At 36.0% G+C, this 16,054-nt stretch carries 12 protein-coding genes and 1 pseudogene; 6 read left to right on the top strand and 7 right to left on the bottom strand.

What is annotated here, in order from left to right; all coding sequences use genetic code 11:
- The first annotated feature begins 107 nt into the window (after nucleotides 1-107).
- Nucleotides 108-1,088 carry an aspartate carbamoyltransferase catalytic subunit gene (locus PCI70_RS01245; RefSeq protein WP_269913531.1) on the top strand — a complete coding sequence of 327 codons (981 nt, stop codon included), beginning with the start codon at nucleotides 108-110 and terminating at the stop codon, nucleotides 1,086-1,088.
- Complete coding sequence (locus PCI70_RS01250; RefSeq protein ID WP_269913532.1) at nucleotides 1,085-2,314, top strand: dihydroorotase; 1,230 nt, start codon at nucleotides 1,085-1,087, stop codon at nucleotides 2,312-2,314. The genes PCI70_RS01245 and PCI70_RS01250 overlap by 4 nt, the downstream gene beginning before the upstream one ends.
- Here the strand turns inward: PCI70_RS01250 and PCI70_RS01255 are convergent.
- Together PCI70_RS01255 and PCI70_RS01260 are read right to left on the bottom strand one after the other, a co-directional pair.
- Nucleotides 2,311-3,177, bottom strand: coding sequence for a GIY-YIG nuclease family protein (locus PCI70_RS01255; protein ID WP_269913533.1), 867 nt, complete (start codon nucleotides 3,175-3,177; stop codon nucleotides 2,311-2,313). The genes PCI70_RS01250 and PCI70_RS01255 overlap by 4 nt on opposite strands.
- Nucleotides 3,178-3,238: 61 nt before the next feature.
- Nucleotides 3,239-5,638 (bottom strand): annotated as a pseudogene (locus tag PCI70_RS01260) (AAA family ATPase); the annotation flags it as partial.
- Between the two features lie 137 nt (nucleotides 5,639-5,775).
- Between PCI70_RS01260 and PCI70_RS01265 the strand changes: the two are divergent.
- The 3 genes from PCI70_RS01265 (at nucleotide 5,776) to rpmE (ending at nucleotide 8,516) form a co-directional block, all read left to right on the top strand.
- Nucleotides 5,776-7,695 (top strand): AmpG family muropeptide MFS transporter, encoded by a 1,920-nt coding sequence (locus PCI70_RS01265; RefSeq protein WP_269913534.1) that lies wholly within the window; start codon nucleotides 5,776-5,778, stop codon nucleotides 7,693-7,695.
- Nucleotides 7,696-7,698: 3 nt separating this feature from the next.
- The gene (gene gloA / locus PCI70_RS01270) at nucleotides 7,699-8,097 is read left to right on the top strand and encodes a lactoylglutathione lyase (RefSeq protein WP_269913535.1); all 399 of its coding nucleotides are present in this window, start codon (nucleotides 7,699-7,701) and stop codon (nucleotides 8,095-8,097) included.
- Nucleotides 8,098-8,291: 194 nt separating this feature from the next.
- Complete coding sequence (rpmE, locus tag PCI70_RS01275; RefSeq protein WP_269913536.1) at nucleotides 8,292-8,516, top strand: 50S ribosomal protein L31; 225 nt, start codon at nucleotides 8,292-8,294, stop codon at nucleotides 8,514-8,516.
- A gap of 38 nt (nucleotides 8,517-8,554) precedes the next feature.
- Here the strand turns inward: rpmE and PCI70_RS01280 are convergent, their stop codons facing one another.
- The 3 genes from PCI70_RS01280 to epmB are packed head-to-tail and all read right to left on the bottom strand — an operon-like array spanning nucleotide 8,555 to nucleotide 13,352.
- The gene (locus PCI70_RS01280; RefSeq protein WP_269913537.1) at nucleotides 8,555-10,600 is read right to left on the bottom strand and encodes an EAL domain-containing protein; all 2,046 of its coding nucleotides are present in this window, start codon (nucleotides 10,598-10,600) and stop codon (nucleotides 8,555-8,557) included.
- On the bottom strand, nucleotides 10,597-12,324 hold the full coding sequence (locus PCI70_RS01285) for a GTPase (protein WP_269913538.1): 1,728 nt from the start codon (nucleotides 12,322-12,324) through the stop codon (nucleotides 10,597-10,599). The genes PCI70_RS01280 and PCI70_RS01285 overlap by 4 nt, the downstream gene beginning before the upstream one ends.
- An 11-nt stretch (nucleotides 12,325-12,335) precedes the next feature.
- The gene (gene epmB / locus PCI70_RS01290) at nucleotides 12,336-13,352 is read right to left on the bottom strand and encodes an EF-P beta-lysylation protein EpmB (RefSeq protein ID WP_269913539.1); all 1,017 of its coding nucleotides are present in this window, start codon (nucleotides 13,350-13,352) and stop codon (nucleotides 12,336-12,338) included.
- A 70-nt stretch (nucleotides 13,353-13,422) separates the two neighbouring features.
- On the opposite strand from epmB, the gene efp reads away from it, so the two are divergent.
- Entirely contained in the window at nucleotides 13,423-13,992 is a 570-nt protein-coding gene (efp, locus tag PCI70_RS01295) for an elongation factor P (protein ID WP_269913540.1), read from the top strand.
- A 25-nt stretch (nucleotides 13,993-14,017) separates the two neighbouring features.
- On the opposite strand, the gene thiM is transcribed toward efp, so the two are convergent.
- Both thiM and PCI70_RS01305 read right to left on the bottom strand, forming a co-directional pair.
- Nucleotides 14,018-14,818, bottom strand: coding sequence for a hydroxyethylthiazole kinase (gene thiM / locus PCI70_RS01300; protein ID WP_269913541.1), 801 nt, complete (start codon nucleotides 14,816-14,818; stop codon nucleotides 14,018-14,020).
- A gap of 9 nt (nucleotides 14,819-14,827) precedes the next feature.
- Nucleotides 14,828-15,985 (bottom strand): hypothetical protein, encoded by a 1,158-nt coding sequence (locus PCI70_RS01305; protein ID WP_269913542.1) that lies wholly within the window; start codon nucleotides 15,983-15,985, stop codon nucleotides 14,828-14,830.
- Nucleotides 15,986-16,054 lie beyond the last annotated feature (69 nt).

The raw sequence follows: 16,054 nt of genomic DNA on the forward strand, positions 1-16,054 counted from the left end.
CGATTTTAACGTATTTTTGCCTGTCTGTGCGTGCGTTTTTTCCCATCAATGTGCTTGAGATTTTCCGCTACAATAGGTCAACTTAAGGCTAGACAAAGGAATTTTTGATGCATCTTGCGCAATTGCATACTCCGAGCCAAATTCAGCTGAACCCCAAGGGGCAGTTGAAGCATTTTTTGACCATAGAAGGTCTTTCAAAACAAACTCTCACTCAAATTTTAGATACAGCGCAAAGCTTTATTGATGAAAATGGACAACTGATTACCTCGCCACTATTAGAAGGTAAAACAGTGATGAATCTATTTTTCGAAAATTCAACCCGTACACGTACGACTTTTGAAGCAGCAGCAAAACGTTTATCTGCCAATGTTCTAAATATTGATATTGCACGCTCGAGTACATCTAAAGGCGAAACACTGCGCGATACGCTGTGGAACTTACAGGCGATGGCGGCAGATATTTTTGTGGTACGTCATTCATCTTCAGGTGCGGCACATTTTATTGCCAAAGATGTGTGCCCAAATGTTGCGATCATTAATGCAGGCGATGGACGTCATGCACATCCTACCCAAGCTATGTTGGATATGTTGACTATCCGCCGTGAAACCAAAAAGGATTTTAAAGATTTAAGTATTGCCATTATTGGGGATATTAAACACTCACGCGTGGCACGTTCTGATATTGCAGCATTACAAACATTGGGTTGTACTGATGTGCGTGTGATTGCACCAAATACGTTATTGCCATTTGGTTTTGAAGAGTTTGGTGTGCGTTTATTTAATAATATGGATGAAGGCATTAAAGACTGTGATGTGATTATCACATTACGCATCCAAAACGAACGCATTGATTCGCCAGCACTTGCTTCACAGCTTGAATTTCATAAGATGTATGGTTTAACCGAAGAACGTTTAAAATTGGCTAAACCAAGTTGTATTGTGATGCACCCAGGACCAATGAACCGTGGTGTTGAAATTGCGTCAAGTATTGCCGATGGGGCACAATCAGTTATTTTAAAACAAGTGACAAATGGGATTGCCGTACGTATGGCAGTGCTCGCGCTAAGTATGCAAGGACAAACAGCATGAAAATTAAAATAGAAAATGTTCGCTTACTTGATCCGACTACACAAACAGATGCAATCCAAACTGTCTTTTTGGACGGTAACCACCGTGTTGAACATTTAGAACATGTTGATCAAACTATTGATGGTGCAGGTAAATGGTTGATGCCAACCATGTTTGATTTATGTGCACGCTTGCGTGAACCAGGTCAACAGCAACATGGTACGTTAAGTTCAGAAGGCAATGCAGCACGTCAAAATGGTATTTTGCATGTGGTTACGCCGCCAGACTCTAAACCCATTGTGCAAGATAACGGTGCACTCATTCATGGTTTAGTTGAAAAAGCATGGCTAGATGGAAAAATTCATCTGCATATTATTGGGGCACAAACTCAAGGCTTACAAGGTAAACAACCTGCAAATATGGCAGGGCTCAAAAAAGGCGGCTGTTTGGCAGTTTCAAATGCCAATGCACCTTTTGAAGATGATGATGTGGTGATTCGCACATTAGAATATGCAGCAGGATTAGGCTTAACTGTTATTTTTTACCCTGAAGAAGCCACCATTGCCAAAGATGGTTGTGTGCATGAGGGGTTTGTCGCATCGCGTCAGGGTTTACCTATGATTTCGCCACTTGCAGAAACCACTGCAATTGCAAAATATTTGTTAATAGTAGAAGCAACAGGGGTAAAAGCACATTTTAGCTTGTTATCTTGTGGTGCATCGGTTGAGCTCATTCGGATTGCAAAAGATAAAGGTCTACCTGTAAGTGCAGATGTTGCTATGCATCAATTACATTTAACAGATGAACTAATCGATGGTTTTAATTCGCTTGCGCATGTGCGTCCGCCGTTACGTGGCTTAAAAGATCAGCAAAAACTCCGTGAAGGCTTAGCCCAAGGGGTTATTGATGCAATTTGTACGCATCATGAGCCTTTAAATGAATCTGCAAAATTGGCACCATTTGCAGAAACAGAGTCGGGTATTAGTGCATTTGATACTTATGTTACTTTAGGTTTAAGTTTAGTGGAGCAAGAAGCCTTAACCGCATTAGAGTGGGTAGAAAAAGTAACCCTTGCACCTGCCAAATTGGTTGATCTTGAACGAAAATGGCAGGCAGAAGCAGGTTGGGTAGTGATTGATCCAACACTTGAATGGCAACTTACTAAAAATACAATGTTGTCTAAAGGCAAAAATACGCCATTAATTGGACAAACTCTTAAAGGGAAAGTTGAGCAGGTGTTTAGTTAGTTAGATTTGCCCTGAGTGTTCAGGGCAGATTCTTCCCAATCTGCAAATGTTTGATTTGTTTCTACATGTTTCCATGCTGTACGACCGTTACTAGAATATCCTAAAATGACAGTACTTGCAGCAGAAGGCTTGCTGAAGTGATAATCTTTGGTAAAAATATATGTTTCGGGATCAATTATTTTTTCTGCAATTAATTTAGGTCTTAAATTTTTCAAATAACAACAATTTGGATCTTTTACATCTTTTCGGACTTGACTACCTTTTAAAACATAAAAATCACCCTTGATTATTTTAGCGGTTGCATAAACCTCTTTTGTTTTTATTATAAATTTTGCTAAATCATCAGTAGGTGGAGTAATTTTTGATACCTCTAAAAAATGGTAGCCTAAGATAGGTAAAATAATTTTTATTTGTTCTAAAAAGTATCCCATATCCACCTTGTCTGATTCAGGTAATTTATCGTATATGTGTGTCGTGGCATTTATAAGCTGACATTGACTATTAGATAAAACAATTTGAATAAGTCGACTTTCTAAATACTTAATATGTGTTTTTGTTAGGTTCTGATCTTTGCCTGTCACGATACAAGCTTTATTCCAAAACTTTTTATTTTCATGTTGCTTTAGGCGATATCCAATATTATCAGATTCTCCAATATATACTTTAGGATATAAAGGGTCTTCCTCATCATTGATTAGAAAATAAATGCCAGTACGATTGGCTTCTTTTCTCTGTATTAAAGAACTAATTTGGTTACGAGGTATAGATACAATATGACCTGTCCAATTTGTAATTTCAGCAGTTAAAATTCCGTTTAGCGTACCATCAGTTAAAAAGAGTTTAACGCTTTTACCATATGACATATTTTGAATAAAAAGTGTGGTTTTATATAATTATAAAACCACATTGTTCTTATGCAGAAGCTTCCTCAGTCTTTTTCTTCTTCTTTTTTTTCTTTTTCGGTTTCTCCTCTACTAATTCACCATCTTCTATAGCTTGCCAATATTCAAGCTGTGCCATCACTGCAGCATAAATAGAGTCTTTGGTATAGCGTCCTTTTTTGTCTAGTTCTCCAACAGGTCGCTTCATCAAAATCTCTAAAGCTTGGTCAATGGTATCAATGGCATGTACATGGAATTGTTGATTTGCTACGGCATCAATTACATCTTGGCGTAACATTAAATGTTGCATATTTTGACGCGGAATAATTACGCCTTGTTTACCTGTTAAACCTTGTAATTTACACGCATCAAAAAAGCCCTCAATTTTGGCATTGACACCACCAATCGGTTGTACTTGCCCAAGTTGGTTCATAGAACCTGTAATTGCCCATGACTGATCTATAGGCAGTTGGCTAATGGCAGAAATCAGTGCAGAAAGTTCTGCCACAGTGGCACTATCACCATCTACCTGACCGTAGCTTTGCTCAAAAGCAAGTGCGGCAGAGAAGTGTAAAATTTGTTCACGTCCAAAATGAGCTTTTAAAAAGCTCGACATCAACAATACGCCTTTGGCATGTAACGACCCACCAAGTTCTACACTGCGTTCGATATCTAAAATATCGCCACCACCTTGATAAACCGATGCTGTTAAGCGAGAAGGCAAACCAAATTCAACATCTGCATAATGAATAACAGATAATGCATTAATTTGTCCTAAACGCTCGCCTTGTGTTTCGATAAGCTGTGTACCACGTGTGATATCTTGCCAATACAAATCACGCAAATAGCCTAAGCGATATTGACGATGTTGTAATGCCATTGCTATATGCTCGGCAGTAACGATGGTTTGTTCTGCTTGTAGGGCATGATGATGTGATTCTCGGATAAGATCGCCTAAAGTAGAAGCGTGTAAAGATAATGAACTTTGGTCTTCTGCCTGACGGCTAGAGTCTGTGAGTAAAGCAGCTAAAGCACTACGGTCAAAAGGTAAGAGTTTATCGACCTGTACGTAATCGGCAATGAGTTGCATATAAGCATGTTCATTTTGCGCGTTACGTTGCAAGGTATCGGTAAAATCTGCACGGATTTTAAACATACTGCCGAGCTCGGGCTCAACATCTAAAATTTCGTAATAAACCTCAGGTTCTGCCAACAACACCACTTTTACATTTAAAGGAATGGCTTCAGGTTCAATTGAAATACTACCTGTCAGGGTAAGCATATGTTCTAGCGATGATAGTTTAAGTTGACCTGATTTTAAGGCACGTTTAAGTCCTTGCCATGCATAGGGTTGCTCAAGTAGCTGTTCTGCTTCGAGCATTAAAAAACCACCATTAGCACGGTGTAATGCACCTGAACGAATTAAACTAAAATCGGTAGTAATGGTTCCATTTTGAGTGAGCTGTTCTACATGTCCAAGCAAGTTGTAATGGGTTGGAAAATCTTCAAAGATAACAGGCGCACCACTATTTGGTGTGTGCGTTGCAACAACATTCGCTTGAAAACGTGCAGGAATACGGCTAAACACAGTAGGAGAAAAATCGTCTTCTGCTTGGTCTAAAATTAACTCAACATTATCAATAATATCTTTGGCATAAAGCTTAAGATATTTTTCTAATCCTTTTACATCAGGGTATTTTTTTAAAATAGTTTGAATTTTAGGTAAAACGACTTGCTCAGTAATTTCTTGATTTAGCTTAATAATCTCATCGCGCGCATGGTCTTCTAAACTACCCAAATGATTACCCAAGCGTTGGAGTTTTTTCTCCATATAACGCATGTCTTGTGTAATTTGGATTTGTTTTTCTTGGTCAAGTGCATTCACTTCATCTTGAGTGAGTTCTTGATCTTGACTAAAAGGCACAAAGCAATGTTGTTCTTGGCGAGACACAAGTTTTAAATTGAGTTCTGCACCTTCTTTAGTAAGTTCTAAAAGTGCATCTTGTTGTTCTTGTCCTGTGGCTTGTCTAATTTTTTCAATACGTGTGTGATAGGTTTCTGCACTAAAACGGCGGTCCAGTTGTTTTAAAACAGTTTGCCATGTTTGATGTAGTTGTTTTTGGAATTTTAAGCCTTGTCCCGCTTCAAAATATAAAGCAATAGGCTGACGGGTATTTTCAAAATTATTAACATAAACCCAATCTGGTGGGGTTGGCATTGTTTTGGCGTGTTGAATCAGTAAACGTTTAATCATAGTACGTTTACCCAATCCTGCTGTACCAACGGCAAAGATATTGTAGCCTGAATAAGGTAGACGAATCCCTGCTTCAACGGCAGCTTTGGCACGGTCTTGCCCTAAAAAGTTATTTAATGGCTTAATACGGCGTGTTGATGCAGGAATAGTTTGGAGTTTTATATTGTGTGTTAAATGTTCGGTAGTAAGTTCTTGGTTCACTATAAAAAATCCAAATAGAAACTGCGTTAAAGGTATATGGTATTGAACAAAAAGTACAAGAAAAAGTTGAAAGATCAGACTGAAAACGGTTGAATAGCAACTTTAAAATAGAAACGACCCGTGTAATGACAACAAATTGGATACAGGCTTTTCGGGCATTTTTAGATCGCCGTGCTTTGGTCATGTTTTGTTTGGGATTTTCCGCAGGTATTCCCATCCTTTTGATCTTCTCAAGTTTATCGCTCTGGTTGGGTGAGGCAGGCGTCAGTAAAAGTGCAGTCACATTTTTTAGTTGGGCAGCATTGGGATATTCTTTTAAATTTGTATGGGCACCTTTGGTCGATGAGCTACCTATTCCATTTTTAACTCAAAAATTAGGGCGTCGCCGTTCTTGGTTATTGGTTGCACAATGTTTAATTATGCTCGCCATTATTATTATGGCATGTTCAGATCCTGCATCAGGGCAATTGGTACAAATGGCAATTGGTGCAGTATTGCTCGGTTTTTCTGCTGCTACTCAAGATATTGTGATTGATGCATACCGAATTGAACTTGCGGATACAAATATGCAAACTGTTTTGGCATCTACCTACAATGCAGGTTATCGCTTAGGGATGATCATTGCAGGGGCAGGGGCACTTTTTTTAGCAGCATCTTTAGGCACAGCCAAAGGCAATTATATTTATAGTGCTTGGCAAAATACCTACTTTGCAATGGCAGCAGTCATGTTGATTGGAGTTATCACCACATTGGTTATTCGTGAACCTCAAACCAAGCGAACCCCAAGTCATTATCAGCGTAAAGACTATTTTAGATTAGTGTGCGTTTTTTTTGCTACGGTTTTAGGTTTTATAGGTAGCTATCTTATTATTGCCTTACCATCAGTTGAGGGTAACTTTTTCTCATTTTGTTTAGAAGCAATTCGCTTTTTAATCTCAGGTGGTGTAGCAGGACTAATTGGATATGTTCTGGTCAAAGTAGGTTTTGTATCTAAAAAAATGGCAGTGGAAACATGGGTGTTGCCGATACAAGACTTTTTTAAACGTTATGGTGTCAAGCTTGCATTATTATTGTTGCTTTTAATTGGGTTTTATCGAATTTCTGACATTATTGCAGGCGTTATTTCTAATGTGTTCTATCAAGATTTAAACTTTACCAAAGAGGAAATTGCCAAAGCTGTTAAAGTGTATGGCGTTATTTTTTCTTTGTTAGGTGGGTTTTTAGGTGGACTACTTGCCCAACGCTTTAACATCATGAAATTGATGTTTATTGGTGCAATTTTAGCAAGTTCAACTAACCTTATTTTTATTGGGCTGATTAAGTCGGGTGAGCCACTTAGCCCTGTTACATTAGAAATTGGTCAACAGAAAATTACCGTGCAACCTGATGATGCAGGTTATTTTACAATTCCAAAAACGAATGAGCAGATTAATATAACTACAGAGATTGGACAGAAATCATCACATATAACCCTACAAGCACTTTCACCTGTACGTGTTTTTCCAATTTATGCCCAAGAGCATACAGTTATTAATGGTCAAGTAGACCTACAAAAAATAGATGAGCTACATGTAGAGCAAAACAATCAAATTATTCCAATTAAAATTGATGAGCATGGATTTTTTTCAGGTACGGTTTCAGCAAAATTTCCTGCTACATTAGTAGGCAATGGGTTTAAGAAAGACTTGCAATATATACATCAAGACCCATCTATTCAGATAGAAGCATACCAAGGTAAGGTCATTAAATCTTATAGCTCGGGTTGGTTATATTTTGCCATTGTGGTGGATAATTTGGCTTCAGGGCTTGCTGGAGCGGCATTTATTGCCTTTTTATCAAGTCTGACAAGCGTATCATTTACAGCAGTGCAATATGCCATTTTTAGCTCACTCATGACCTTAACTCCTAAAATTTTAGGTGGTTACTCAGGCACCATCGTTACTCATATTGGGTATCCAAAATTCTTCCTTATGACAACATTGTTGGGAATTCCAATTTTGATACTTATTATATGGGTAGCAAAACTTCTAAAACAAAAGGATTAAATTATGCGTATGCTACATACGATGTTACGTGTAGGTAACTTAGAGAAATCTTTAGCATTTTATACCGATGTTTTAGGTATGAAATTATTGCGCCGACGTGATTTTGAAACAGGGCGTTTTACCCTTGCTTTTGTAGGTTATGGCGAAGAAGAAACGCACACTGTACTTGAGCTAACACATAATTGGGATGAATCATCTTACGACTTAGGTAATGCCTATGGACATATTGCTGTTGGTGTAGAAGATGCATATCAAGCATGTGAACAGATTAAAGCAAAAGGCGGTAAGGTAGTGCGTGAAGCAGGACCGATGAAAGGTGGACAAACCGTTATTGCTTTTGTTGAAGATCCTGATGGCTACAAAATAGAATTGATTCAGCAAGATCAAGATGCACGTGTCTAAAAAAAGAGTCGCCATACTACGTATTTTAAAGTAAAATAGAAGGACTTGTTGAGCCTAGCCCTAACTACTTATGTTTCGGTGGGCCAAGAGAATGGTCTGTTGTGGTGTTAATCTGCATTTTATGCATTCCTCGTAAAGAGAGTGATTAATTGCGACGACAGCTTAAGCCTTTCTTTAATTAGGAGTCATCGACCATGCGCGCCGATATTCACCCAAAATACGAAAAATTAGTTGCTACTTGTTCATGCGGTAACGTAATTGAAACTAAATCTGCTTTAGGTAAAGAAACAATTTACTTAGACGTATGTTCAGCTTGCCATCCATTCTACACTGGTAAACAAAAGAGTGTGGATACAGGTGGTCGTATCGACAAATTCAAACAACGTTTTGCTGGTATGTCACGTTCTATCAAACGTTAATACGATGCAAAATAAAAAACGGGCTTTATGCCCGTTTTTTAATTTACATCAATAAGATGATCTAGTTTCTTTTGAAAGTATTCACCTTGTAAATAACGTGCATCAACATTCCAAGCATTAGCAAACGTATTCATATCATCTAATTGAGATAAAATGAAATCTGCGCCATATATGTCTTGATACTGTTGAATTTTTTCTTGTAATGTTAGTAACGTCTTTTCAGAATTTAACATTTTGGTAAGTTGACCATCTAAATAACATAGGTCAGGTTTAATTTGATTGAGTAAGATAATATGTTCTTTATTCTGCCCAAAGTGACGTAAGGAAATTGCGACACGTTGTGATTGTAATGTTGCAAAAGTTGAAGTTGGTTGAACCCCATTTGCACTAAATTGTAAAATTAAAGCATCTTTATGAGCATTACTCATAATAGAAAGAAGCTTAGTTATGAGGTTAACAAATTGTGGGTCATCTAAAATAGCACTATTTAGATTAATTAATAATTTGGCAGTAGGATATTGAATAATAAAATTATTAAGTTGTTTGCAAGCTTCTACTAAAATCCATCGATCAAGCTTGATTGAAAGTTCTGGATCATTTGTTAAGTCTTCAGCATCACAAATATTGATCCACTCATTCTCATGAATAATTCCACTCGTAACTTCGTAAATATAAAGATTCGTATCTTGTTTATCGTATAGCTGCTGGTATTTAAGATGTACACTATTCTTTTCTAATGCCTGTGCAAAATAATGAGGTTCATACTGAATTTCAGGTATGACGCTCTGTTTAGCTTCAATTTCTGGTTGATCTTCTTCAAAAAGTGTAAATTCAATGGTTTCTACTTCATCAAAAACGGCATTTTGAGGTTCGGCTTCAATAGGGTGAGATAGTGCTTGTGCAAATAAAAAATCGAACTCTTCTTGGTTTTGAATAATATCTATTAATGGGCAAGCGCCAATATCAAATTCTAGAGCATAATTTTGATCGCTTACTTTTAAAAGCTGAGACTTTGTTAGAGGAAATAAACTCATAATTTTAGAGTTTAAGCGATCATTACTCGAACTTTGACATAAACTCACATAGGTTGAGGGTGTCAACTTAATGACTGTATTATGAATTTGTTCTTCGATAAATGCTTGGACTGCCTCTAAATAATTTGCCATTTGTTTTTGGTTAAATTGTTGAGTTGTCTCATCAAATGAGCGAAGTTTGAAAACAATTAAAGCATTTACACTTGCAGGTTCATTAATTAATTTACGATTAATAGGTTCGTAGTAGTGTTTAACCACTTGTTCGACTGTTTGTTGAGTTTCAATATTAAGTTGAACAGCATCTTCTGTACTTGGAAAAAATTCAATTTTAAGGGTTTTAGTATTTGGAAAAATAGAGTTATGTGAATGAATATCGAAACGTGCTTGATCAAAATTTTGGTTTAAAATACGTTTAAAACGTTGTTTAAAATCAATAATATCCTCAGGTTGGAGTACATCAAGTAAAGGTAATCCAATAATATCTTCTTCACTGAGACCAAATAAATTTAAATATTCTTCATTTGCTTCTAAATGAATGCCTTCTTGAATAATTGCTGTCGCAGTATGGTTTTCTTGTGTTTGATTTTTAACTTGTGCATCAACGAGCTCAAGTTCTTTTAGTAGTTGTTGTTGATTTTGTAAGACACGGCTATAGGAAAGAGTTCTAATTAAACCAATATAAAAACGATCTGGATAATCTAAATTAAATAAATCATAAATCCCACGATTAATATATGATAAATATTGAGAAGGGTCATAATCTTGTGGGTTAAGTAATAAAAGTGGAGTTTGAGCTTGTGGTGAAGCATGCATGAGAGTTAGAGCTTGCTCTACTTTCAAATCATATGCTCGACCAAACAGCACAACATCCCAGTTTGTTTTTAGTTGTTTCTCAAAGCTTTTTAAATCATCAAGTAAGTGTGCACTAACAGAGTAACCTTTAGACGTAAGTAATTGAACAATCTGATTATATCGAATTTGATTATCATCTATAATTAACAGGCGTACTTTGGTCTGTTTTAATTTATTTGATAAGAAGGTATTTCTCATTTTAAACTTTCCCATAAATCCTGTTTTTTGATTGTTTCAGCATGTTGCTCAATAAACTGATTGACTATTGTACTATCTTCTTCGTTTAAAAATTCAAAATCAAGTTGTGTAAAACTTTGGCTAATCATTCTAGCTTTTGTAAAGTAAACTTTGACTTGACTTTGTTGGATGCGCAAGAAAACATTTTGGTGTTCTTTACACATTTGTGAGCCTGGCACAATGAGAGATAAAGTTATTTCATTTAATATACTATTTTTCATCAAAAGTGCAGGATGGTAGTTTTTGTGATGTGTTGAAATTTGGATGGCACAAGGCGTTAATTCTTGGGATAAAATTTCTACTCCAAATTCAATATGTTTATTTGGCATTTGCTTTAACCAGCGAACTGTACCACCTCTCCATGGACTTTTATTATTTTCTTGAATTAGTAAAAATTCGCCTGTTCTTAGCTGTGCAGGAGGGCTACCTTGCCAACGCATACGATAGCCATTAATGCTAATATCTAAAATTTTACATGAGTAAATATGTTTAGTTTCTTGAACTATACTGTGTTGAGAGGTTTTAACTTCGCTATTCCATGTCGAGAGTAATTTTGAGTTCGCCTGAAATTTAATTTTTGTTGTGAGTGCAAGTGTATCTTCAAACTTTTGAGTATGAGATAAGTAGTAGTGTGCGCTTTGTAAGCCAAAAGTGAGTTGGATAGTTGAGCTAAATGTATAACGCTCATAGCGACGCTCTGGTGTGTTATTTAAAAGATTTTGTACATGAAAAATTAAAGAAGGGCTTAAAAAAGCACGTTCTACTTTAGAAAGAGCACGATGCTGAGGCAGATTAATAAGATTAATATGTTCAAGAAGCCCTTGTGTTTCAATAAAAAAATCTTGCTGTGTTTTATTGAGATGTAGATTGTTTAAAACAGGTGGAAAATCTTTTTTTATATTCAAAAAGTAACGTGATAAGGCACTTTCTTGTGAATTAAGATGAATTAAATCGATCCACTGAAATGAACATTGATAAAGTGCATGAATCTCGATAGGTCTAACCTGATGTGTATTTAGCAAATCGAGTAAATTAATTTGTTTATAAACTTTACAAATACAATTTAAACTCTGTGCCATTTTAATAATTTGCGAAATATCATCTAAATCAAATTTATGTTCATAGGCAATATTGTATAAATGATGTGCTGTACGCCATTGTCCAATAAAAGCGTTGCGATATAATACAAGTTGTTGATATTTAAGAAAACTAAACTGCTCTAATGCTAAAAATGAACTTAAAAGACGAGTTTTAATTAGATTTTTTTTATGTCTAAATGAAAATAATGAAAACTCGTTATCTACTAATTCGTTATGTGTTGAAAATGCAATATGACTGTAAATACGAGCGATATAGCATCGAAACTGTTGTGCTAAATCAATAACATTTTCATTATGGCCAGCAAGATCTTGATGCGCTAAATTTTTTTCTAATACCCCTAAAACTTGCTCTAAATAAGGGTGTAATATATACATTAGCTCGAATCTAAAAGTTTCTACACACTTCAAGAAAAAAATTTCTTCTAAGGCATCAAAAAGTGCTTTTGAAGTATCGCCTAATTGAATAGAAGATAAACTAGACAACCATTTATCAAAACCTTTTAAAGTAGTATCGCAAAAAGACAGCTGATCTAATGATAATTCGATAGGTGCTGTAAAAAAATCTGATGAAATATTGGTAGCCATAAGTCCCCACACTATGCCACTGTGACCCCATATAAGGGAGTTTTATTTTTCTCACCTGCAATTTCTCGAACCAGCTTTGGTACAAGATAACCAGGTAGTCTAGCTAAGATATCTGTATAAATTTGTTCAATGATTGCATTGTCTAAATCAAAATGGTGTGCACCTTTTACTTTATCTAAAACATGTAAGTAATAGGGCATCACACGCGCCTCAAATAGACGTTTGCTGAGGTTAACTAAAACATCTGCATTATCATTTACACCTTTTAGAAAAACAGCCTGATTAAGAACTGTAATATGCTGATCAGCAAGATTTTTTAATTGAGATACAGTGAAATCATCAAGTTCATTGGCATGGTTGGAGTGTATCACTATAACGATACGTAACCTACTATTTTTTAATAAAGTGAGAAGTTCATCATCTAATCGTGTCGGAATGACAACAGGTACACGCGTATGAATTCTTAGAGTTTGAAGTTGTTCAATTGATTCTAAGCGTTTAATCCAAGTTTCTAATTTTTGATTACTAATAGTAAGCGGGTCACCACCACTTAAAATAATCTCGTTAATTTGGGGGTGTTGTAAAATATAGTTTTGAATATTTTCCCAATCATGATTCTTAGGTAGGTTCTCTTGATAAGGAAAGTGCCTTCTAAAACAATAACGACAATGAACAGCACATGCGCCAGTCAGTGTTAGTAAAAAACGTGATTCGTATTTATGTAATATTCCTGGTAAATGATTGGCTTGTTCTTCACCTAATGGATCTGTCACAAAATCTGCATGTTCTTCTAATTCTAAATGGTGGGGTAAAACTTGAAGTAAAAGTGGATCTTTTGGGTTAGATATGTCCATTTTTTCAACAAATGCACGAGGGATACGCAATTTAAACTGTTCAGAAGCTAAGATTGCCCCTGATAATAGGTCATCTTGAGAAAGATTAAGAATGTTAAGCAGTTCTTGAGGATCTGTAATTAAGTCACTGAGTTGACTTTTCCAGTTTTGCTCACGATACAAATAGTTTATCATGCCAGTTGTAAAAAATAATGCTAGTCTAGCATTATTTGATTTCTGTTAGTAAGTTTGGAGTGTGCCATTCATGGCGAATTATTCTACGAATGAATTTAAGCAAGGCTTAAAAGTCATGCTTGATGGTAACCCATGTTCAATCATGGAAAATGAATACGTAAAACCTGGTAAAGGTCAAGCGTTTAACCGTGTTAAGTTACGTAACTTAAAAACGGGCAAAGTATTAGAAAAAACATTTAAATCGAATGAAACATTAGAAAGTGCAGATATTGTAGAAGTAGAAATGGACTACTTATACAATGATGGTGAAATGTGGAATTTCATGGATCCTACATCATTTGAACAACTTGCAGCAGATAAAGTTGCAATGGGTGATGCGGCAAAATGGCTTAAAGATGACTCGAACGAAACATGTACAATCATGTTATTCAATGGCGTTCCTTTAAATGTAAGTGCACCAAATTTTGTTGTTTTACAAATTGTAGAAACAGATCCAGGTGTAAAAGGTGATACAGCGGGTAGTGGTGGTAAACCGGCAAAACTTGAAACAGGTGCGGTTGTACGTGTTCCATTGTTTGTTCAGCAAGAAGAAAAAGTTCGTGTAGATACGCGTACAGGTGAATACCTAGAACGCGCATAAGCGATATGAAAAAGGATAGTGTTTACTATCCTTTTTTTTCAATTTTAATATGTTGTTGTATTTTTTCTACTGTTAAGCTAAATAACTCATCTAAAAAAGCCACATTAAAACTACCAATTTGTTGTGATTTTTCAAAAGCCAATTTACCTGCAATAGCAAAGTGTATATGTGCTGTAATGGTTGCTATTTTTGTAGGTGCAACAGCGCAATATGCAGCAATAAGTGCACCTAAAGCGCAACCTGTTGCCGTGACTTTAGGTTGTAATTTCGAGCCACCGAATATCTGAATAATTTCATCTTGTGTAATAATAAAATCAGTTTCTCCAGAAATGGCAACGCATTCTGTACAAGTAAGCAAATTTTGAGCCTGTTGATAAACTTGGTCGCTTTGTAAAGTGCTATCCACACCTTTGGTTTGTACTTGTTGCCCTGCAAGTGCACTAATTTCAGAAGCATTTCCACGGATAACAGTAGGTTTAAATTTTAATAAATCATTAGTGATATCACTACGCCATTTTAAAATATTGCCGTATCCCACAGGATCTAATATCCAAGGTACATTTGCTTTTTGTGCTGTTTTTGCAGAGATCTGCATGGCTTGCATTTGCTCGGTTGTAGGTGTGCCTAAATTAACACTCAGTGCACTGCTAATTTGAGTGAAACTTTCTGCTTCAAATGGGTTGTCAATCATGGCAGGTGATGCACCACAAGCAAGAAGTACATTTGCGACATAATTACTCGCAACTTTATTAGTAATACACTGTACCAACGGTGTCTGCTGTTGTAATTTTTGCCATGTCAGTATCACTTGTTCTGTTAAATTCATATTGATCTCTTAGCGTGTAAAATAGTGGTCTTGATGTTTACATTTTCGACAAACCAATGAGACATAATCATTTGCATCATAATCCACATCAAGTTCGTTAGAGCCACAGTTCATACAGCGCTTATCTGAATAAAAATGAAGACGTGGTTCTATTTTGCGCCATAAATGCCAAATGGGTTGACTAAAAATTCGCTCATCATGTTGTAAAAATTTAAAATATAAAATTTCTCCCATTTTGTTAAAACGTAGATCATGAGGTCTTTGAAAATTTGGCGTTTCCCATTTTTGAGCAATGGCACGTTCTCGGTATTGAATGAGTGTTTTTTTAAGCCGATGTGTATTTACAAAACCATCATTTTTTGTCTCAAGCGCATTTTGTTTATGCAAATAACCAAGGGCTGTATGCACAAGATGAAAAATTTGTTCAACTGCCAAGTGATCAAGAAGGCGATAGCAAAGTTGTCTTAATGAACCATGCCCCGAAATCTGTACATTCCATTGGCGGCAAGTTGCTTGCATAAACTGCACAATTTCTTGATACAACAATAAGTAAAGGGTGTCTTTAACTTCATCACTTTGTTTGAAGGGAATACCTTGCGTCAAATTTTCAAAAAACCAAGCACGTAGTTGTAAGGTGACGCTAAAAAGACTTGGTTCGGTATAACCATCTAAACGCACATTTAGGTAGTAAGGTGAGTAATCTTGTGAGGTATCACTAGGTATTAAAATATAATCTTTTTCAAGTTGCTGAATGAGCTGCTTTTGAAATTGAATATTAGGTGAAATAGGGGCATATTGAATTTTTTGCCAATCAATATATTCATCATGTTGCGTGGCTTCGCCAATTTTGTCATCTAAAAGTGCAAGTAAAAAAAGCTTTTGTAAAAATGTAAGGCGTTCTAAAGGCTTTGTTTCGATATCCTTTTTCTTAAATTTTCGGATTTCTTGTAGCCGTGTCTCTTTGACTTGTTTTTTACGTTTTTGTTTACATGCTTCGCAGTGGCACGTCATATTGTTGTTTATAAAAATACGATGCTCACAATGGCTACATTCATGGAAGTTAAGCTCGGTATCATCAATGAGTTGAGCATCTACCCAATACATGGCTGCACGACAAAGCGGACATAATGTACTGCCATCTAACTGTTTTTGTAGAATTTGAAGCATTCTCTTCCTTAATCAATTGAAAATCTAAGATTTGAGCCAATATAAACAACATGGAACTTAATGAGGACA

The sequence above is a fragment of the Acinetobacter sp. HY1485 genome, assembly GCF_027568475.1.
Lineage (GTDB): Bacteria > Pseudomonadota > Gammaproteobacteria > Pseudomonadales > Moraxellaceae > Acinetobacter.

What these genes read in the sequence shown, in the direction of transcription:
- PCI70_RS01245 (WP_269913531.1), top strand. Translation starts at nt 108, where the DNA reads ATGCATCTTGCGCAATTGCATACTCCGAGCCAAATTCAGCTGAACCCC.
- PCI70_RS01250 (WP_269913532.1), top strand. Translation starts at nt 1,085, where the DNA reads ATGAAAATTAAAATAGAAAATGTTCGCTTACTTGATCCGACTACACAA.
- PCI70_RS01255 (WP_269913533.1), bottom strand. Translation starts at nt 3,177, where the DNA reads ATGTCATATGGTAAAAGCGTTAAACTCTTTTTAACTGATGGTACGCTA.
- PCI70_RS01265 (WP_269913534.1), top strand. Translation starts at nt 5,776, where the DNA reads ATGACAACAAATTGGATACAGGCTTTTCGGGCATTTTTAGATCGCCGT.
- gloA (WP_269913535.1), top strand. Translation starts at nt 7,699, where the DNA reads ATGCGTATGCTACATACGATGTTACGTGTAGGTAACTTAGAGAAATCT.
- rpmE (WP_269913536.1), top strand. Translation starts at nt 8,292, where the DNA reads ATGCGCGCCGATATTCACCCAAAATACGAAAAATTAGTTGCTACTTGT.
- PCI70_RS01280 (WP_269913537.1), bottom strand. Translation starts at nt 10,600, where the DNA reads ATGAGAAATACCTTCTTATCAAATAAATTAAAACAGACCAAAGTACGC.
- PCI70_RS01285 (WP_269913538.1), bottom strand. Translation starts at nt 12,324, where the DNA reads ATGGCTACCAATATTTCATCAGATTTTTTTACAGCACCTATCGAATTA.
- epmB (WP_269913539.1), bottom strand. Translation starts at nt 13,352, where the DNA reads ATGATAAACTATTTGTATCGTGAGCAAAACTGGAAAAGTCAACTCAGT.
- efp (WP_269913540.1), top strand. Translation starts at nt 13,423, where the DNA reads ATGGCGAATTATTCTACGAATGAATTTAAGCAAGGCTTAAAAGTCATG.
- thiM (WP_269913541.1), bottom strand. Translation starts at nt 14,818, where the DNA reads ATGAATTTAACAGAACAAGTGATACTGACATGGCAAAAATTACAACAG.
- PCI70_RS01305 (WP_269913542.1), bottom strand. Translation starts at nt 15,985, where the DNA reads ATGCTTCAAATTCTACAAAAACAGTTAGATGGCAGTACATTATGTCCG.